We start from the raw sequence: 18,287 nt of genomic DNA on the forward strand, positions 1-18,287 counted from the left end.
CACACCCGCAAGTGCTTGACGCTCAGAACCCGTCGCCCCATCCGAAGGTGACGTTGTACGCCCGCTGGAGTGCATGCCGACCATGGTCCCCGTCGGCGTAGGCCCATGTGAGGGCTACAGAGAACCAGAGCAGAAAGATCCCGCTGACCACGCCCAGAGCGACCAGGTTGCCGTACCAGGTGAGGAGGACCAGGGCGACGGTCACGATGGCCGCGCCGATGTGAGCGCCCCATGAGTCGAGCTTCGCGGCCTTGCGTGCAGCTCTGCCTGCAGCTCGTTCGGCGGCGAAACGCTCCTCCCGAACAGACTGCGGTTCGTTCTCGTCGAAGTTCATCTCGCCCCCCTGGCGCTGACGCTACATGGACCTGGACCGCGCCGTTAGAGGAGCACCACAGGGATATGGATCAGGTACTGAACGCCCTCTCCGACGTGCGGACGGACGGCAGGCAGGCGGCGACTGCGGCGCGTGAGGCAGGGGAAGGCGGAAGGGCGAGCAGAACGTCAGCGGTGTGGCTGTGGAAGTCGCCCAGGCTGTAGTCGGTCGCGGGAACAGGCGCAGGGGCCGCGGCCGCGAGTACGGCAACGGCCTGGTCGAGGAGCGGGCCGTCGAGTTCCGCGGCGGCGCTTCGGGCGGTCTGGACGATGGCTATGGCGGCAGCCCAGCGTATGAGGGTGTCCTCGGCATCCAGTTCGGCGATCACGGTCTCCGGGAGATGGGTCGTGCCGAGGATGCCCACGGCTACGAGCATGGTGGCCTTCGCGACGGCATCGTCCTCGTGCGCAGCACGGCCGAGCAGGAGAGGCAGGAGAGAGTCCGCCAATGCGGGAAACCAGGTCAGCAGGTAGGCAGTCCTGGTTCGCACCCGGGGATTCTGATCGTCCAGGAGGCCGAGCAGGGTGGGAAGCTCGGCACGGACGGCGTCGTATGAACACATCGAAGCATCACGGGGATCGACCGCATTTCCGGCCGCCACCCAGTCCCGGCCGTCTTGCAGGGTTCGGCGCTGCTGTTCGTCCTGCTCGGTGGCCAGAGCCTCTTCGTACAGTGGGAGTAGTTTGTCGGAGGAGTTCTCGGCGGCCTCCGCGCGCCAAGTGGCGATGTCGGCCCCGTCGATGATCTCGCGCTCCTCGTCCCAGTTGACCGCGAGGCCGGACAGGAGTCGCACCGATAGCCGGGCGACGTCCATCTGTCGGTGGCGGGCGGAAAGCTTGGATTGGTGCCGGTGAGAGTGTAGGTGGTGCGGGTGGTGTTCCGCCCGGTCGTCGTGTCCTTGTAGGTGATAGTGCCGCTCATGCGCCGGCCCTTGGCCACACCCGCCCCGGGGACTTTCACCGTGGCGACGCACGTTCCCCCGCAAGCCGCCTTCAGGACGAGGTTCGCGCCGGCGGCCTCCCCGGAGACGTCCTTGATGTCAAGGGTGAACGTCTCAGTGAACTCACGGCTGTTGGCCTTGAGCTTGTATGACTGGGTCACGTCCATAACGGCACTGCCGACCACCTTCTTGTCCCGGTACACGAACAAGGCGGTCTGCTCCTTCCGCGGTAGTTCATGGCGGTGAGTCAGACTACGCGGATCCCGAGGTCGGCGTCCCGGACCGCACCCGCCGTCAGATCGCGTACGCGGCCGACGCCGCCCGTATGGCCCTGCGCAGCGATGACGACGGATTCGTCCGCTCGTGCCTGGCCAGCGCCCTCATGTACCTCCGCCAGGCCCGCACCACCCACGAGACGGCGTAGCCGCCACCCGAAATGGGGGCGTCCCGCACACGGCGTGCGGGACGCCCCCACAATGGCTTTGACCTACCGTCAGACCACGAAGGGCCGCACCATGGATGACGACTCCCCGCGCGAGCGGTTGACGCCCGGCACCATCCCCGCCGACAGCGCCGAACAGGGCCGCGCAGCCCGCATCCGGGCCGCCGCGGCCACGGCCGCCACCCGCGTCCGGGAGACGGCCGCCAAGGCCGCCACAGCCGCACTCCCGCTCGTCGGGCCGGTCGTCACCCTCGCCGGGACTGCCGCCGTAGCGGCGCTCCTCTCCTCCCCCGGCTCCTCCGGCCGCGGCGCCGGACGTCCGACCGGTGCCACACCGTCGCCGTCCCCTGCGTATGAGCCGACCGGCGAGGGCCCGTCATCGACGTGTCGGGAGTGCGGGCGCCCCCTGACCGACCCGCTGTCCCAGCAGGCCGGGTACGGGCCGACCTGCGCCCGCCACCGCCTCACCTGACCGGCCACGGCCGCGGTCCCCACATCTGAAGGTGCGGGGACCGCCCACTATCCGGCCCACCGGTACGCGGCAAGGTCCCCGCGGACCTGCGTGTGCTCCGTCGGCGGGGGCAGGAGCACACGCCGGTGACCCCAGGGGGAGCGGTCATCGACATTCCGAGATTCTTGATCACGGTCCCGGTGATACCGCGTCACCCACCAGCGGTTCGAGCCGGGTTCGGTTGGCGCACCCTGCTGGGTGAGTTGGTCCACCGCAGAAACAGGCCTGCGCTCTCCGGCTTGTCAGGGTTGAGGTGCCCGCCCGCACTGGATCCCCTGTCGACGTCCGCGTGGACGAGTACCTGTACTACGTCCTTGCCGGGCGTACGCTGCGGCCGGTGTCCGGTGCCTCACCCTGCACTCCCGCCGGGCCGGGCTGGTATGGGTTGGTCAGCAGGCTTTGTAGTCGTGCCGGGTGGAGTTGTAGGAGCACGTGTGGTGGAATCCGCTCGATGCCCACTGCCCCTGCCGGCGTACCTGCGTCGACCGAGGGCGAGGACCTCCTGCAGCAGATCCGTGACGCCCGTGGCCAGCGGGATCGCGTGAAGGCCGCAGAAGACGACGAGTTCAACGCGGTCATCCGGGCTGCTGTCGCGAGCAAGCAGGCCGCGGTCACCGCCATCGCCTGCGCCGCCGACACGTCTCGTGCACAGATACACCAGGCCCGCGACGGGCGTCGGCGGACGCTACTCACGGCTCTGCCACCCGCCTGGTCACCCGGCGGGAGGCAGAGCCGCCCCTCGGCTACGCGCCCGCCAGCCTCAAGGTCGTGTCGCAACAGCAGCGTGGACGGTGGCCCGATTCGGTGGCCTGCCGGGTAAATGGCCAGACCTTGCTCTGTCGCGGCCAGTACCGAATTGACACTGCCCGCTACGTTCGCGGGGGATGCGATGGCTTCGCCAACCATGACGGCGCAGGAACCAGCTGCGTCGCCTCCGTGGCGCAAGCGGCCATGGACTATGAGCCCGTGCACCAGGTTCACGCCTCGTGCAGCAGGAGGCGGCTTGCCGGGCGGAACGGACGGCCGAATCGGATGCATCGCCTCTCAAAGTCCAGAGGGAGCCAGCCCTGACCGAGCAGCCGTGGATGGGCAGGGAACCCCGCAGTAGCGGCCAGGACGAACAGCAGCGATGCCCAAGGCGTTTGGAGCCGGATTGTTGTCTGCCGTCCGTCACGGATGCTGCGGTAGCTGGTCTGGAACACCTCGGGTGCAACGAGGTCGATCGCCTCCAGGCCACCCCAGTAGAGGCTGAATGAGCCTCTCGGGTACCCAAAGTAGACCTTGCGTGTGGTGACAGTTATTTCACCGGAACCATCCATCACCCAGCGTGGTTGAGCGGCCTGGGCAGCGGCACGGCGGCGGGAGGAGTTGCCCAGGGCCGACCCGGCCATGCTGAGAAGTACCAATGCAGGGCTGCCGAAGGCGGCGACGCTTTCGTGGGTGTAGCTGCCATTGCCGAGGCTTCGCCAGGTCAGACACGTTGCGGGGCCGACGGCAAGCGTGCGCTCTCCAGGCTCGAGCCGGGCGGTGGTGGCGACAAGGGGACGCTGAGCGAGCCGCCCTTCGGCCAGGTCGGCGACGATGTCACAGGTGACCCACAGGTACTCGTCGAGCCAGGACCATCCCGGCTGCCGCTCAATGTTGGAGGCCGGCGCGTAAGGGACGCTCACTATCTCGCTCCGTTCTGCTGACGTACAAGCAACGTCCTTTGTGGAGTGCGCACTTTACCGGGGGCGCCTCTTGCGCGAGCTTCGCTGCGGACTGGATTTGTATCTCACTCAGCCGTGGTTCAGGACCGGTTCCCCGAAGGCCTGTTCCTGGATGGCGAGCTTCTGGTGTGGGATTCGGAGGCGGGCAGGTTGGCGTTCGAGGCGCTGCAGCGCCGGGCCGCCCGCGGCCGCACCGCCCCCGCCCTCGTCGCCCGCCTACTACGTAACTGGATCGCGCACGGGTTCCTGACGGCCACGAGTGCAGGTGCACGCTGCATGTCAGCAGGTCGCAGACCCATGTTCGAGACGTCCCCTGACCGTGTGGGAAACCTGCGATTACTCGCACATTCTGCGAGTGACGCCCGTAATCTGCGTGGCTGTGGAGGATTCCGGAACCCCGCACCTCGCGTTGCTACCGCAGGGGCAGCCACCTGCCGATCAGTCGCCGGCTCCGAGTCGGCCTGTCTTGGCCGAGGTGCTCACCTTGGGGCCGCAGCGAGGCGGCGGGAGTGGTCCGGCGGATCAGCGGGCGTACTTCTTCGACACGCTGGCCGAGTACCAGTGGGCGCGGGACGCTGCGGGATTGATGCCGGCGACTATCGATCAGCTGGTCAAGCCGGTGGTAGAGGTGTGCGACCACTACGGCCTGGTGCCGTGGGAGCTGACCCCCAGGCACGTGGATCAGTACTTCGCGGGGCCGGGAAAACGGGCCCGAGGCACGGTCCGCGCGAAGATCAACAACATCGACGGGTACTTCGCGTTCCTGGAGCAGCGCTTCGCCGGGGAAATCTCGCGACGTTTCGGGGCGCTGGTTGAGTCGCCTGTCGATCCGTTCAACAGGCCGCGGCACCGTGGAGACTTCGGGCTGCGGATCCCGCCTTCGCAGAAAGCGATGCGCGATTTCTTCGCCGCCTGGCGAGATGCCCTGCCGCAGGCGCGGAAGTGGGCGGTGGCCTGCCGGGACTACGTGATGGCGAAGCTGGCCTACCTGTCCGGGGTGCGGGCGGCGGAGCTGTGCGGCGTGGGGATGGCGGATGTGCACTGGGAGGCCGGCCAATGGGGCCGGTTCGTGGTCCAGGGCAAGGGAGCCCGCGGCTCGGGCCCGCGCCCGCGTGAGGCGTTCATGTTCGAGCAGGGCCGCGAACTGCTGTGGTGGTACGTCGAGGAGGTCCGCGGCCATTTCCGCGACGACCCCGAGCACCCCCTGGCGGCCTTGTTCCCCTCTGAGCGGCTGCCGCGGCCGGTGGAGGATCTGAACATGCCGATCGCGCCGGCGATCGTGCCCGCCACGTTCCGCCGCGCGTTGCAGACGGCGTCGCGTCTGTATCTCCCGGAGCCGGTTCCCGAGCTGTTTCCGCACCTGCTGCGGCATGCGTGCGCGACGCACAACTACGAGCGAGGCATGAGTTTGTGGGAGGTCCAGCGTTTGCTGGGCCATACCTGGACGACAACGACGGTCCGGTACGTGGCCAGCGCGCAGGCCGACCCGGAGCTGGGATTCCGTGAGGCGTCGGAGCGTGCGGCGCAGCGGCTGGAGTGGGACAAGGGGAGTCTGCGGTGAAGTGGAATCTGCGCTGGGCGGCGGCGAAACGGGACATCTGGCGGCCCACCGACTTGCTGGCCGCGTTCCGGGAAGTCGGGTTCAATCCGTCACTGAGCAAGGTCGCGGCCCTATGGGGTGGCACGCCCGTGACGGTGCGGTTGGACGACCTCGACCTGATCTGCACGGCGCTGGGGTGCACGGTCGCGGACCTACTGGAGGCAGAGCCGGTCTCGGTGCAGCAGGCCGGGCACAGCGTGCCAAAGGCCGTCGGGGAGAGCGGCAGTGGGGGTCCGGTGCGTCCGGTGCCCGGTCGCGGGGGCCCCGGCCGGCTCCGGCCGCCGAACTGAACAGAGGGGAGAGGCCGGTGCGGCTGCACGGGTGCGTGTCGTGCGGGGAGTGGGGTCAACGGCAGGGCGGCAGGTGCGGAGGCTGTCGGAGCTGGGCGGCCAAGCCCGGACGGGCCGGTGGCCAGTGCGTGGGCTGCCGCTCGGTGCGGCCGGTGAACCGGGACTGGCTCTGCCGTGCCTGTCTGACCGCCGCACACGCGACGCTCCGTGCTGGGGAGAAGGTGCTGCTTCCCTCGCCGCTCCAGTTGCGAATCCTGATTCCGGGGGCGGGCGGGCAGGGCAGCAGGGACCTGCCCCGCCGATCACGTGGGAATCCCGAGCCCCGTCTCGAACCGAAACCGTGCCGGGGCGCCGACAGCGGGCTTTGCCCGCCGACGATTCCGGGGCAGCTGGCGCTGTTCCATGCCCGGCGCCGGCTCGGGCACCAGGAGTGGCTGCGGATCGCCGGATGGTCCTGGCCGGAGGAGAGCGACCTGGTCCGCGCCATCGACGCGATCGCCGCCGAACAGGGGCTGAGCGGCCCGTGGCGCCAACTGGTGAAGCGGGCAGCGCGTCTGGCGCTGGCGGTGCGCGACGCCGACGGCGGCCGGTATGTCGACGATGCCGTGCTGGAACAGATCCATTACGGCATCACCGCCGGTGCCCGCGAGGCACTTCGCAGGGCCGGTCTGCTCAGCCCTCTGGCACGACAGCGTCCGACCGGTCCGAGGGTCCATGGGTGCTCGCACTGCGGTAGCTGGGGCGTGATCAACCAACGGCTGTGCGGCAGCTGCAGGGAGTGGTCACATGATCCGGAACACTACCCTCAGGGCCGCTGCGTACGTTGTGCCCGCGACCTGGCCGTGCACCGGACGGAGCGGATGTGCCGCGGGTGCCTTGCCCACGTCCGCGAGAGCGGCCCCCACACCGCGAACGAACCCTTCACCCAGCTGACCTTCGCCGCTCCACTGGCCCACCAGCTCTGTCGGCAGGCCGGCGAGCTCGGCTTCGCCCCGCACGCCAGCTCCGGGCCCGCGACCCGGTACACGATGCGGCGGCGACACGAGCGGCGGTCGGCACGGGTGGATGCCTGGCTGGTGGCCCCGGAGCAGGGGCTCTTGTTCGACATGGACCGGGACTGGCGGCGCGTCGCCCTCCTGGATCCGGACATGCTCCCGGTCCCCACCGCACGGGCCGCTGCCCTGCTGGAGGACTTCCGCACCACCTTCGCCGATCCTGAAACCGGGCTGCTGCCCGAGACGAGCCGGCGCACCATGACTGCGCTCGCGTGCCTGCTGAGCTGGCTGGGGGCCGAGGCCCCGCTCAAGGAGAGCGACGTCCGGGCGGTTGCCGCGGCCCGGCCAGGGTGCTCCGCCAACAAGATCACCAGCTTCCTGAAAGAACGCACCCTCCTGCTCCAGGACCCGCCCCTGACTGTGTCCGGCGAACTGCATGCCGAGCAGCCTGCTGCCGCGAGACGCCAGACACCGGCAGCCCGGGAAGCCGCCCTCGAAGCAGCAGTCCTGGTGAGCGTTTCCCGCCTGCCCGAGCCCCTGTCCAACGAGTTAACAGTCTGGGTCCGGGTCATGCGCGGCACCGGCCGCCACCAGCACAGGACCGTGGACTGGAGCCGTATCCGCCGCTACCTCTACATCGCCACACCCGTCCTCACCGGCTGGTCGACCACTACAGGCAGCTTGCGCGAGATCACCACCGCCCAGGTCAAGGACGAACTCGACCGCCACAGCGGTGCCAGGGCACGGGACATCCACCACGTCATGCTCAGCATCTTCCGGGCCCTCAAGCAAGAGGGGATCATCTTCCGCAACCCGATGAAAGACCTCTCCCTGACCACTCCCGTCCAACTCCCGGTAAATCTGCCCAGCGACCAGCTCCGCGGCCTGCTGAACCGCATCCCCACCGCCATGGGACGCCTTGCAGTCGCCCTTGTCACCATCCACGCGGTCAAGGGCGAAGAGGTCCGCCGCCTGCTCCTGACCGATTACCTGCCCCAGCGCGGCACCCTGGCGATCCGACGGGGTGAGACCGTCCATACCGTCTATCTCGACCGCCTCACCCGCAGCCTCCTGAACGACTGGCTCGACGAACGCGCCCGCCGCTGGCCCGCCTCGCCCAACCGCTACCTCCTGATCACCGCTCAGAGCGCCCACCATCCGGCCGCACCACCCCTCAGCAACTGCGGCCTGCGCGCTCCGTTCGACCAGGCCGGGGCGTCCCCTGGGCGGCTGTGGCGAGACCGGGTCCTGGACGAGGCCCGCGCGAGCGCCGACCCGGTCCACCTGGTCCGCCTCTTCGGGATCCACCCCTCCACCGCCGTCCGGTACGTCCAGGCCGCCCACCCTGACAAGGCCCTGCCGCCGATCCGGTGACCCGGGTCCGTGGCTATGAGGCCGCGGGCAGCGGTAGCCGTCATGTCGCCGTGGACGCGCGGCCGGTGGCGGAAGCGGCGGGACTCCTGCGGGGTTCCTGGTCAGCTCCGATCTCCACGACGACGCTCGATGAGACACCGCGACCTGGTCCCCGCCGCCTTGAGTCGTCCTCGGCCTCCTTGCGGTTCCTGGCTCGGGCTGTACCTGTCTACGCCTCCGGGTGTGAGACTGGTAGGCCCGCATGTCGAGGTGTCGCGTATCCTCTGGCGGTTTCCAGTTTGGTCACCCTGAGTGGTCGGTGGCTCCTACTGATCACTTTGCGCCGTCGTGACGGGCGCGTAGGGCGGGATCGTCCAGCGCATCGTTGTCTGGCCCGTGGGGCCAGACTGGAGAGTCACGGGATAGACCTGTCCGAAGCGGCGTTCACCGCGATGTCTCATCGAGTGGTCGCCGCTGTCCCAGTTGATCCCCAGCACGGGGCAGTCAGCGACCTCGATGGCGCCGATCCGAAGCGGGTGGGTCCAGCTTGCGCGGTTGAAGCGGTGGAAGTCGGTGTGCTCATCGACTGCGACCATGACGCCCCGGCCCTGTTCGTCGCCTTCCCAGTCGTTGAGGGCGTCGCCGAGCTTCTTGGCGTCATCGAGCGGGAGGTCGAGCCACCCTCGCACTTGACTGCCGTGTCGCAGGATCAGGTCTCCGCCGAACTGACGATGGGCGGCCTCCGCATAGCCTCCCCAGTAGGCGACGTCGGCAAGGCCGTCGGTTGATGGATGGCCGTCGCCGGTCCAGGAGTCCAGGGCAAGCGCGTCACCGAGCACCATGCCGCAACGGTCGACCGGTAGGTCGCCAATGGTGATCGGCTCGTCCCCTGCGGTGCTGGCCCATGGCAGACCGAGATCGATCTCAAGGACTGCGATGGTTGGTCCTCCGTCGAAGGGCGACGCCGCCGTGCTGGCCCGCACCGTCAACGGCCTGTCACCGGCGGCGCGAACTACGGCCATCTCACACATCCACTCGTGGACGTGTCCGCCGCCGGTCGATGCCGCGGCACTTGCGCGCTCGGACAGCGGTCGGCCCAGCTGCGGCCAGTAGTCGATCCACGACGCCATCCCCAACACGAGGACTCCCGACGGCGCCGTCACGACTCCCAGGTCAATGCCACTCTCAGCCATGCGGCGATTGAACCTTCCTTCTGCTCTCAGGATCAAGGTCCGGCCGGGTCAGTGTCGCAGGTGATCACACGCGGTGACCGGCGGGAGCGGTTCGGCCGTCGCCTCACACGACCGATGCCCGGAAAGGATCAGTGGGAATGATCTCCGCCTCGTCGAAGAGCTGCTCCAACGCCTCATGACCATGTTGCCTGCGGAACTCGATTTCGGCGGCCGTCACAGGCAAGGTCCAGAGGATGCGGGTGTGCCCCCCGGGCAGCGGACAGTGTTCAAGGTCAGGTCCGTGGAGGTAGGGCAGGCTGATCAGCAGGTGGTCGCAGGTCGAGCCCGGAACCCATGGTTCGCCGATCGGCATGCTGTGTTCCAGGTCGAGCTGGCGCCCACCGCAGTGGTAGTACGTGATCATGGCCATGAGGTCGATGAAGCGCTGGTCGCGGACGTGGGCGGTCATGACGAATTCAAGCCCATGGCCGTCCTTCTCCACCGCGGCCCAGCACCCGGCGGTCACATAGGCCCAGCCATCGCCGCGCGGGCCGGGGCCGACAACGAAAACCCGCAGGTCGGGCACGACCTCGCGCCGTTCCGTCCCCAGGTCGCACGCGACGACCTCAACGGAATGCCCCTCGAAGAACGCCCGGACGTGTGACTCAACGGCCTCCACGGCCAGCAGCCTCGCATCACTCATCGCGCGATCATGCCAGACCCCAATCACCAGCCCGACTTCCCGCCCGGCGTCATGGTCCGTGAGCCTTAGCCCCGAATACGCGACAACTCGACATGAAGGCCTACCAGTCTCACAGCCGGCGGTATCGGCGAACCCGACCACAGAGGCATCTCAGCCTTCACATGGGGGGTGGGTTTCCGTGTACGCCCGTCCCAGAATCCGCGAACCCGCGCGCTTCCGCCTTCGACATCCTCCAGCAGGACGGCACCGAGCTGCTCACACTGCCCCAGGTGGAGCGGCGCCGACGCCTGGAAGTGTTGTTCGCGGCCCGCGCCCTGACCGCCCCATGGACCTTGTGTCCGATGACCACCGACATTGCGAAGGCCCGCGAGTGGCTGGAGACCTGGACCGACGTCTCGGGCGTCGAAGGCCTGGTCATCAAAAGCGTGACAAGCCGGTATCTGCCCGGCAACCGGGGCTGGACCAAGGTCAAAAGACGCGACACCACCGAGGCGATCATCGGCGCCATCACCGGAACCCTCACCCGCCCCCAGCTCCTGATCCTCGGCCGCCACGACACGACGGGCCGGCTGCGCACGGTCGGCCGCACGGTCGCCCTGCGCCCGGATCAGGCCCGGCAGGTCGCCGAGCACCTGACCGCCGCGGGATCCGAGCACCCCTGGGCCGGGGTTCGGTTCGCGTCCGCGTGGGGATCCCGCGACGTCCTCGACGCGGTCCTCGTCCGACCCGAGCTGGTCGCCGAGATCAGCGCCGACCGGGCCGTCGACCATGGTGGCGTCCACCGTCACCCGGTCCGCTTCAAGCGGCTGCGCCTGGACGCCGTGGTGGAGGACGTACCGCTGTTCGGTGCGGGTCCGGCATCCGCCGCCGGCTGATGGGCGACGCCTTGCCCGTGTGGTTCAGGCGGCGGATGGGCAGGGCCAGCCGGAGGCATGGTGCGGGCGGTGAGCTTTTTCGGGTTCCGCGCGGCGTGCGGATCCGGCGGTCGGTGAGTCGTTGTTCACCGGTTTCCTCACCGGTTTTGTCACCGGTGACAAAACCGGTGAGGTCAGAGAGTAGTCGGACTGGTCCCGAGGACGCGGCGGCCCGTGATGCGGGCGGGCGGGTCGGTGACGGCCTGGACGTCGCCCAGGCGCTCGGCGGCGAGTTGGGCTGGTGGGCCGCCATCGCGGGTGAGGGACGGCTCACGCTTGTCGGGGGTGGGGCCTGTGCCGAGTCGGCGGCGGTGCGTGTTCACCACCCCATCATCACCTCCACGCCCGGGTACCGGGAATGAGCCCGGGTGGGCGTGACGCCGCACGTACAGGGCTCGTTGGACGGCTGTGAGGGACACCGCCCCGGGGGTTCGCCCCCGAGCGCCCGGAGCGGCCCGGGTCCTGACACCTGACACGTTCTGCCCCCGCCTGATCTGCACCGGGGGTGGATGTCGCCGCGGTGGCGGCGTCAGTGTCAGGTGTCAGGACCATCCCCTGGCGGGACGTCGGGCCGGCGCTCGCGCGCCCCGGCCGGGGCCGACGCCGGCGCCCGCGCGTAGCGGGCAAGCCCATGGTCGCCCTGCCCCGCGCCCTGCGATGGACCCCTGGTGCCCGCCGATCAAGCTGAACTGCGGAAATGAAACTCACCGGTTCTGTAGTGGTGACTAGGAAACCGGTGAGTTCGCCGGTCCGGTCGACTCACCGGTTCCGGCGGGCCAGCAAGCCTTACAGGCGGCCGCCGTTCGGGGTTGCACCGGAGGGGGGGCTCCACAGTTGCTTGGAGAGGTGCTCTAGGAGGGGGACCGGGAGTGTCACCGAAGGTGGGACCCCCCAAAGTCGATGATCTTCCATTTCCCCAGGTCAGGAGCCGTGGGCAAGCCCCCCTCGCAAAGCGACACCTCTATATACGCGTCAGCCGTACGAAGAGGTTGACTCGTAGGACCGGCCGGGGCGGTCCGCCCTGCGGTGGTGCCGTCCCTCGTCCCGCGTCCGCCAGAGGTCGCTCAGGAGGCGGTCCTGGCCCCGTTGTTCTCAACGGGCCCACGGGTGCGGGCCGAAGTGGGAGCGTGGCGGGGTGGAACGTGAGATGGAGCCGCGGGTGTACGGGTGGGAGCCGGCGGGGCCAACGGCCGGGCACGAGTAAACGTCGAACTGGTCGGCGGCCCGCTCGATGGGCAGCTGCTCGACGTGACCGCCTGGACGGCCGCGGATCGGGCGGGAGGCGCGCTCCTGATCGCAGATCTCGGCCTGTACGGGCCCGGCGGCCGCGCCGACTACGCCCCCGACGACGATGCCGCCGGCGGCCCGTTCCGGTGGCGCGGCGACACCGCCTGACCCCCCGGCACCTTCCTGGACGGAGGGGGGAAGCATCGGGGGAACCATGGGGGGAACCTAGAGGGGGAAATGGAGGGGGAACCTAGAAGGGGAACCATGGGGGGAAGGTGACTCTGGTGATGTTCCGCGTTGTGGCTGGTCAGGTGCCGTTCTGCGGGTGGTGACTTTCCGGACTTTCTATTTGTGGGTGGTTGTGGGTAGTTGATTGGTTGTTGGTTTCTGGTTGTTGGGTTGCTCGTGGGTGTTGGTCGGGTTGTCTGGTTCTCGGGTTGGTGTTCGGTCATGCCTGTGGGCTGTGTTGGAGTCCCTGCTGTTGCTGCCCGTAGGTGATCCCTTGGCTGTCTTGAGTCCTTGAGTCCCTGAGTCCCTGGCGGTTGCTTGCAGGCGGCCGTGTACGGGCCTTTGACGGTTGTGCCTGGGTAGTGTCGGGTTCAGTCCGTGCCGACATGGGTGTGCGGGTCAGGACCGGTGCCCAGAGCGCTCTGGGGCAGTACGACCGGACCGTCTCCGGCCCCGGTGCACCTCACGGTGTGCCGGGGCCGCGCTGCGTTCTGCAGCCGGGTCCGCCAGCTATTGAATGAGCCCCCGTCGGGTGATCAGGTGCCGACGTGCCGCAGCGACTTGCGGGGCTAGCCATCCCCCGTTGCAACCTGCTGCCGACCCCGAGACGACCCGTCCGGCTGGTCCGCGCTCCACCCTCACCGCATGCCGGGCCTCGGCATGCCCGACGAAGGGAACTACCGTGTCCTCGCTCGCCCTGGCCGTCCTGCTGCTCCTGGTCCTCGTGACGCTGCTTCTGGCGGGCGGTGTCGGCTACGTCGCCCACCGGCACCCGGCGCTCGTCGCGCCGATCACGGCGGCCGGGATGGCCGTCGCCCTGGTCGTCGCGTGCCTCGGCCTTATCGCGGCCCGTTGAACCGCCCGGCCCCCGCAGCCGGCCGACGCTCCGGCGACCCGAGGGCGGTCAACGCCGCGGCCGTCCTCGGGTCGAAGGTGTCGCGGGGCTTGCCCACCTTGCGAATGGCGGGTGGGCAAGCCTTAGGCCTGCCTGGGCAAGCCTCCCGGGCGCAGGCTTGCCCAGGCAGGCGTCAGGGGGCTTTCGCCGCCCAGTCGATGCCGAGGGCGGCGAGCGCGGCGAGCTGGTCCGCGTGAAGCCGGTCCCGGCGCTGCTTCTGGTTGACGATCCAGACCCCGGTCCGGTGCGCGGTCCCGTCGGGGAGCTCCTCGACGTGACCACGGCCCGGCAGGCCCCCGCCCTCGCGCTCCCGGTACTGAGCGAGGGCCTGGACGCCCGTCTGGAACGCTGCCGGGCCGCGCCCGGACGTGGAGACCCCGGGCGCCTTCGCGGGCGTCTGGCGGGCCCGTGGGGCCTTTTTCACGCCCAGGTCGGCGAGCCGGGTCTGCTGTTCCTCCGTCAGCCGGTCGAAGTCGCGGCGTTGGGTGGCGAGCCAGCGGCCGACGTCCTCGCCGTGTCGGGTCACCCCCGGCACGATCGCGGACAGGCGCGCTCCCTCGGCGAGAAGTTGGGCGAGGTAGGCGTGGTGGCGTTGCCAGTCGACCGTCCAGCCCCGTTCGGCGGGGTTCCAGTCCTCGTCGATCGCGGCCAGCGCGGCGGCCCGTCGTTCGGCCCGTACGGGGTCGTTGCCGAGCCCGCCGGGCCGGCGGACGTTGGTGAGCCACTGCCCGACCGCGACGTCCAGGGCGGTGGCGTGCCTCGGCGCGGCGAGCGTCCCGTGCTGCGCGTGGTAGGCGCGGGCGGCTCCGAGGTTCCGTTCGAAGCCGGCGTCGGCGGTGTCCCAGACGATCCCCAGGGCCTCCAGTTCGGCCGCTCGTTCCCCGGACATCTGTCCGGCCCGGAACGCGCGCCGCTGGTCGGACAGCCAGCGTCCGAGGGGGTAGGCGCCCTCGACGTGGTCGTAGGGGACCTCCAGCCCGCCCTCGCGCTCCTGGTACCGCAGGGCGGCCTCCAGGCCCCTTCGCCAGTCCTGGCGTTCGGTGTTGAGGACCTGGTAGTTGATCCACTTCGCGATCAGCGCGGGATCACGCGGGGCGGCGAACCTAAGTAGTAGACGTGATTCCGCTTCGCCTTCGGCTGGTGGTTTTCCGATCGTTCGCGACGGCTGAATTTCTCGCTTCTGGTTCTCCTGTGGAATGGCCAGCATTTCGACGGCGCGTTCATCGTGTGCCCGAAGGCCATTCAGAACCCGAATAAGCGGGCCGTACGATTTCGACGTGAGAATGTCCTCGGGGTCCTCGTCCGCCCGCAGGAAAACAGGCACGATCAACGTGGCCATCTTCCCTTCCCCGGGCTTTTGCCGAAGGGCCCGGCCGATGGCCTGGACGATGTCGACGGCCGGCCCCTTTTGAGCTCGTAACACGATCATGAATCGGGCTTGTTGAGGCGTCGCCAGCAGATGAGGCTGCAGGCGAGGGAGACGAACGCGTCGTGGAGTTCGGTGCGGCGTTCCCAGCGGACGGCGAGTCGTTTGAACTGGTGGAGCAGGGCGAAGGTCTGCTCGACGACGTAGCGGAGCTTGCCCATGCCCTTGATGTTGGGGGCGCCTTTGCGGGAGATGACGGGCAGGATCCGGCGTTTGCGCAGCTCTTCCCGGTTGGGGTTGGAGTCGTAGCCCTTGTCGCCGAGCAGGGCTCCGGGACGCCTGCGGGGCCGACCTGGCCGGCCCGCCACTGGCGGGATACCGTCGACCAGGGCGAGGGTCTGGGTGACGTCGTTGACGTTCGCCGCGGTCGTGATGACTTTCAGCGGCGTGCCGCGTCCGTCGCAGATCAGGTGGTGTTTGCTGCCCGTCTTCCGCCGGTCGACCGGCGACGGACCGGTGTCGGCGCCCCCTTTTTCGCGCGGATGTGGGAGCCGTCCACGCAGGCCCTGGACCAGTCGAGCCGGCCTGCCGCGTTCAGTTCACTGAGCAGGATCCGATGCAGTTGGTCGAAGACGCCGGCTTGCTGCCATCGCTCAAGGCGTCGCCAGCAGGTCTGTCCTGAGCCGAACCCCAGCTCAGGTGGAAGGAGTTGCCAGGCGATGTCGTTGTAGAGGACGTACAGAATGCCCTGCAGACACAATCGGTCCGCCACCGGCCGCGGCCCTGGCGACCTCATCGGCCAGGGCGGCAGCAGGGGCTCGATCAGCACCCACAAGTCGTCGTCCACGATCCACGGCCGAGTGCTCACGCATTCACGAACGGCCGGATCGGCACACCGGTTACGCCCGACCAGGGCATCTCACCAAGATCCTGTTACGAGCTCTTGGGGTCGATCAGGGCCACACTGTCCACGCTTTTGATATCGACTCCTTCGCCCAGGACTCGACAGTTGGCGAGGACGGCGCGGCCGGCGCGGCGGCCGAAGTCGGCGAGGACGGCGGTCCGGTGCTCCATCTCGTGCTCCCCGCGCAGCCACCCCGTCCACACGGTGGCGGGGTGCCGGTCCGGGTCGACGGCGTGCAGCCGGCGGGCCACCCGATCCAGCCCCTCCGCGAAGGCCTGCGCCTCGACCGTCCGGTGGTGAAAGGTGATCGTCGTCTTGAGGTCGTGCTCGGCCATGGTTTCCAGCAGGGTCGTTTGCACGGCCGCCAGCCGCTCACCCCGCAGCCGCTCCTCGTACCGTTCCTCGCCGTAGAGCCGCTCCGGGGTCACCACGGGATCGGTGAGCTCCGCGACCACGATCTGATACCTGGCCAGCAGCCCCCGGGAGATCGCGTCCGCCAGCGACAGCTCGTAGACCACCTGCCCGAACACCCTGGTGTCGTCCATGGAGCAGGCCATCTCTTGGGGCAGCCGGTCCCATCGATGTCTCGGGACGTACGTCCGCCCCTCGGCCTCCGCCTCCTCGCGCCGTACCTCCTCGACCTGCCTGCGCTCCTCGTCGGCCCGCCGCCGCTCCAGTTCCTGCGCCGGGGTCCGGGGCGGGCGCTCCATCCAGATCCTCGGGGTGGCGGTCATGTAGAGCCGGCGCCGCGCGGGGATCACCTCCTGGCGGTGCACGTCCGCCCACGCCTTCCCCGCCGACCCGGACGTACGGTGCGCCTCGTCCACCACCACCAGGTCGAAGGGCTCCATCGGCAACCCGTACTCCCCGCCGAACGCCTCGGCGATCACCCCCAGGGAGGCGTACGTGGCATAGACGGTGACCGGGCCCCGGCCGTGCCACAGAGCGAGCTGCGGCGCCGACGTCGTCGTCCGCACCCCCAACCCGTACAACTGCGCATCGCCATCCAGGGAGCAGGCCGCGACCGCAGGCCCGCTGTGCCCGGCCGTTCTCCACTCCCGGGCAGTCTGCGCCAGCAGGTCGAGCGTCGGGAGCAGCACCAGGACCCGACCGCCCCGAGCCAGTCGGAGCGCGGCTGCCGCGGCGATGAACGTCTTACCGGTCCCACATGCGGCGACCACCGTTGCCCGCAGACCCGGCTTCGGGATACGTTTCCCGGGCGGAATGTCGAGCCCTCGGACGATGGCCTCCACGGCTTCTTCCTGATGAGGCCGGAGCGTGATTCCGTCGGTCTTCTGCATTCGTCACTCCGCTGAAATGAGGCGGGGGAGCCAGTGGCCACATTCTCGGGATGCTACACAGTACATCTCACCTGATGTGTCGCAACGACTGGACCGCCATCCGGCCCCCGCCCCGGTCGGCTTTGTTCATTCCACCTGATAAATCATGGTGGGCCCGTGTGCCTGATCATGAGGTCAGGCATCGAGGTGATGGCCGGGTTCGTGGATGGGGTGGGGAAGTTGCTGGACGGGATCGAACTGTGGCTGCGGAAGATTCTGGGTCCCTCCCCCCTCCTGCGCGCGCAGCGCGTAGGAGGGGGGAGGGACCCAGCAGTCCGGGCCGGCTTGTTGAGGTTGCGGCCCAGTGGGTTGAGCTTGCTGAGGCGAAGGACGGGGTGCCGGCAGGGATGGCGGTTGAGGTCCTCACAGAGGTAGCCGATCTGGCTCGTACGGCAGGAGAGACCTGGGCCAGCCCCTGTAGTGCTGGTACTTCGCTCCCTGAGCCAGACCGGGACGGCTACCCCGGGTTTGAGGCAGTTCTCTCGGATCGGCCCCTACTGTTGACGCGCCTCGGTCTGTCGACAAGCCAACAGACCGAAGGCCTGACCTGCGAAGCCGGGTTGCCTTAGATATTTACGAGATCGGAGTTTGCGTGTCTGAATCTAATAGTGCCCTTATCGATGCGTTCACGAATTGGGGTTCACTTCATCAGAAAGTAAGTGAATACACTAGTTCCCTACTTTGTGATCACAATTTTGCCGATGGAGCAGAGCTTGTTCACTACCTGCAGATCGATCCGCAGAGCGATGCTGTAAAGATCGCTTCGATGCATCGGTTCGTGATCTCTGTCGGATCCGATTTTGAGCGCTCCTACGATGTTTCTATCGACGCGGAAGTACTGGTGGAGAAAGGCGCTCTTGCCCATTCGTTCCGTGTCTACGCCGAACTAGAAGAGCAGGTAGGGAGTTTCAAGGAAGGGAGTAATGAACTGTTCATGAGTAGGGGCAGGCACAGCACGCTCACCGAGGCGATGGGAGGTCTAGAGCACGCACTCGAAGAACTGCGCGGCGCACCTGACTTCCTTGCTCCATTTGAGGTCCCGCACTCGTAAGTTGCAAGGAGGGTGGAGGGGGATGATGGCGGTGAAGAGTGAGTGGCCCGAGCTGATGGGGAAGCCGGCGGAGCGGGGCCGCCGGCCGGTCACCTCCCGCGCGGAGCGCGGGAGCCTCTGGGCCTGCGGAGCAGGCCTGCTCTGGTGGAGCGCAGCGGAACCAGAGCCAGTCCGGAGCGAAGCGAAGGACCCCGGCCGAAGGCCGGCCATGGGGGGGGGGGCCCCCCCCCCCCCCCCCCCCCGGCCCCCCCCCCCCCCCCCCCCCGCGCTACCC

The 18,287-nt window shown here is 68.7% G+C and carries 15 protein-coding genes and 3 pseudogenes; 9 read left to right on the top strand and 9 right to left on the bottom strand.

The window, feature by feature from the left end; genetic code table 11:
* Positions 1–22 precede the first annotated feature (22 nt).
* Positions 23–334: a hypothetical protein gene (locus NOD94_RS25395; RefSeq protein WP_281208418.1), complete on the bottom strand. Its 312-nt coding sequence runs from the start codon at positions 332–334 to the stop codon at positions 23–25.
* A 70-nt stretch (positions 335–404) separates the two neighbouring features.
* Positions 405–1,187: a hypothetical protein gene (locus NOD94_RS25400; RefSeq protein WP_281208419.1), complete on the bottom strand. Its 783-nt coding sequence runs from the start codon at positions 1,185–1,187 to the stop codon at positions 405–407.
* 602 nt (positions 1,188–1,789) lie between these two features.
* On the opposite strand from NOD94_RS25400, the gene NOD94_RS25405 reads away from it, so the two are divergent.
* Positions 1,790–2,227, top strand: a complete 438-nt coding sequence (locus NOD94_RS25405; RefSeq protein WP_281208420.1) for a DUF6011 domain-containing protein — start codon at positions 1,790–1,792, stop codon at positions 2,225–2,227.
* A gap of 1,016 nt (positions 2,228–3,243) precedes the next feature.
* On the opposite strand, the gene NOD94_RS25410 is transcribed toward NOD94_RS25405, so the two are convergent.
* Positions 3,244–3,936: a hypothetical protein gene (locus NOD94_RS25410; protein ID WP_281208421.1), complete on the bottom strand. Its 693-nt coding sequence runs from the start codon at positions 3,934–3,936 to the stop codon at positions 3,244–3,246.
* A 132-nt stretch (positions 3,937–4,068) separates the two neighbouring features.
* Between NOD94_RS25410 and NOD94_RS25415 the strand changes: the two are divergent.
* The 4 genes and pseudogenes from NOD94_RS25415 to NOD94_RS25430 form a co-directional block, all read left to right on the top strand.
* Positions 4,069–4,161 (top strand): annotated as a pseudogene (locus NOD94_RS25415) (ATP-dependent DNA ligase); the annotation flags it as partial.
* A gap of 280 nt (positions 4,162–4,441) precedes the next feature.
* The gene (locus NOD94_RS25420) at positions 4,442–5,536 is read left to right on the top strand and encodes a site-specific integrase (RefSeq protein WP_281208422.1); all 1,095 of its coding nucleotides are present in this window, start codon (positions 4,442–4,444) and stop codon (positions 5,534–5,536) included.
* On the top strand, positions 5,533–5,865 hold the full coding sequence (locus NOD94_RS25425) for a helix-turn-helix transcriptional regulator (RefSeq protein WP_281208423.1): 333 nt from the start codon (positions 5,533–5,535) through the stop codon (positions 5,863–5,865). The genes NOD94_RS25420 and NOD94_RS25425 overlap by 4 nt, the downstream gene beginning before the upstream one ends.
* A gap of 152 nt (positions 5,866–6,017) precedes the next feature.
* Positions 6,018–8,234 carry a hypothetical protein gene (locus tag NOD94_RS25430; RefSeq protein ID WP_281208424.1) on the top strand — a complete coding sequence of 739 codons (2,217 nt, stop codon included), beginning with the start codon at positions 6,018–6,020 and terminating at the stop codon, positions 8,232–8,234.
* A gap of 305 nt (positions 8,235–8,539) precedes the next feature.
* Here NOD94_RS25430 and NOD94_RS25435 read toward each other — a convergent pair whose 3' ends face one another.
* Complete coding sequence (locus tag NOD94_RS25435; protein ID WP_281208425.1) at positions 8,540–9,406, bottom strand: hypothetical protein; 867 nt, start codon at positions 9,404–9,406, stop codon at positions 8,540–8,542.
* Positions 9,407–9,509: 103 nt separating this feature from the next.
* The gene (locus NOD94_RS25440) at positions 9,510–10,088 is read right to left on the bottom strand and encodes a suppressor of fused domain protein (RefSeq protein WP_281208426.1); all 579 of its coding nucleotides are present in this window, start codon (positions 10,086–10,088) and stop codon (positions 9,510–9,512) included.
* A gap of 161 nt (positions 10,089–10,249) precedes the next feature.
* On the opposite strand from NOD94_RS25440, the gene NOD94_RS25445 reads away from it, so the two are divergent.
* Positions 10,250–10,963, top strand: a complete 714-nt coding sequence (locus NOD94_RS25445; RefSeq protein WP_281208427.1) for an ATP-dependent DNA ligase — start codon at positions 10,250–10,252, stop codon at positions 10,961–10,963.
* Positions 10,964–11,136: 173 nt separating this feature from the next.
* Here NOD94_RS25445 and NOD94_RS25450 read toward each other — a convergent pair whose 3' ends face one another.
* Positions 11,137–11,325, bottom strand: a complete 189-nt coding sequence (locus tag NOD94_RS25450) for a hypothetical protein (RefSeq protein ID WP_281208428.1) — start codon at positions 11,323–11,325, stop codon at positions 11,137–11,139.
* Between the two features lie 824 nt (positions 11,326–12,149).
* Here NOD94_RS25450 and NOD94_RS25455 point away from each other — a divergent pair.
* Together NOD94_RS25455 and NOD94_RS25460 are read left to right on the top strand one after the other, a co-directional pair.
* Positions 12,150–12,397, top strand: a pseudogene (locus NOD94_RS25455) (hypothetical protein).
* Between the two features lie 742 nt (positions 12,398–13,139).
* Entirely contained in the window at positions 13,140–13,313 is a 174-nt protein-coding gene (locus NOD94_RS25460; protein ID WP_281208430.1) for a hypothetical protein, read from the top strand.
* Positions 13,314–13,485: 172 nt separating this feature from the next.
* Here the strand turns inward: NOD94_RS25460 and NOD94_RS25465 are convergent, their stop codons facing one another.
* The 3 genes and pseudogenes from NOD94_RS25465 to NOD94_RS25475 form a co-directional block, all read right to left on the bottom strand.
* Positions 13,486–14,559 carry a helicase associated domain-containing protein gene (locus NOD94_RS25465; RefSeq protein ID WP_281208431.1) on the bottom strand — a complete coding sequence of 358 codons (1,074 nt, stop codon included), beginning with the start codon at positions 14,557–14,559 and terminating at the stop codon, positions 13,486–13,488.
* 218 nt (positions 14,560–14,777) lie between these two features.
* Positions 14,778–15,586 (bottom strand): IS5 family transposase gene (locus NOD94_RS25470; RefSeq protein ID WP_281208432.1). Its coding sequence is split into 2 segments (ribosomal slippage): positions 14,778–15,266 and positions 15,269–15,586, totalling 807 coding nucleotides; the frame shifts between segments, so codons are not numbered across the junction.
* 68 nt (positions 15,587–15,654) lie between these two features.
* Positions 15,655–16,923, bottom strand: a pseudogene (locus NOD94_RS25475) (DEAD/DEAH box helicase family protein); the annotation flags it as partial.
* A gap of 631 nt (positions 16,924–17,554) precedes the next feature.
* Between NOD94_RS25475 and NOD94_RS25480 the strand changes: the two are divergent.
* Positions 17,555–18,013: a hypothetical protein gene (locus tag NOD94_RS25480; RefSeq protein ID WP_281208433.1), complete on the top strand. Its 459-nt coding sequence runs from the start codon at positions 17,555–17,557 to the stop codon at positions 18,011–18,013.
* The last annotated feature ends 274 nt before the right edge of the window (positions 18,014–18,287 follow it).

It is taken from the genome of Streptomyces sp. Isolate_45, assembly GCF_024721315.2.
GTDB lineage: Bacteria > Actinomycetota > Actinomycetes > Streptomycetales > Streptomycetaceae > Streptomyces.

What these genes read in the sequence shown, in the direction of transcription:
- NOD94_RS25395 (WP_281208418.1), bottom strand. Translation starts at nt 334, where the DNA reads ATGAACTTCGACGAGAACGAACCGCAGTCTGTTCGGGAGGAGCGTTTC.
- NOD94_RS25445 (WP_281208427.1), top strand. Translation starts at nt 10,250, where the DNA reads ATGGGGGGTGGGTTTCCGTGTACGCCCGTCCCAGAATCCGCGAACCCG.
- NOD94_RS25435 (WP_281208425.1), bottom strand. Translation starts at nt 9,406, where the DNA reads ATGGCTGAGAGTGGCATTGACCTGGGAGTCGTGACGGCGCCGTCGGGA.
- NOD94_RS25405 (WP_281208420.1), top strand. Translation starts at nt 1,790, where the DNA reads ATGGCTTTGACCTACCGTCAGACCACGAAGGGCCGCACCATGGATGAC.
- NOD94_RS25440 (WP_281208426.1), bottom strand. Translation starts at nt 10,088, where the DNA reads ATGAGTGATGCGAGGCTGCTGGCCGTGGAGGCCGTTGAGTCACACGTC.
- NOD94_RS25400 (WP_281208419.1), bottom strand. Translation starts at nt 1,187, where the DNA reads ATGGACGTCGCCCGGCTATCGGTGCGACTCCTGTCCGGCCTCGCGGTC.
- NOD94_RS25465 (WP_281208431.1), bottom strand. Translation starts at nt 14,559, where the DNA reads ATGCTGGCCATTCCACAGGAGAACCAGAAGCGAGAAATTCAGCCGTCG.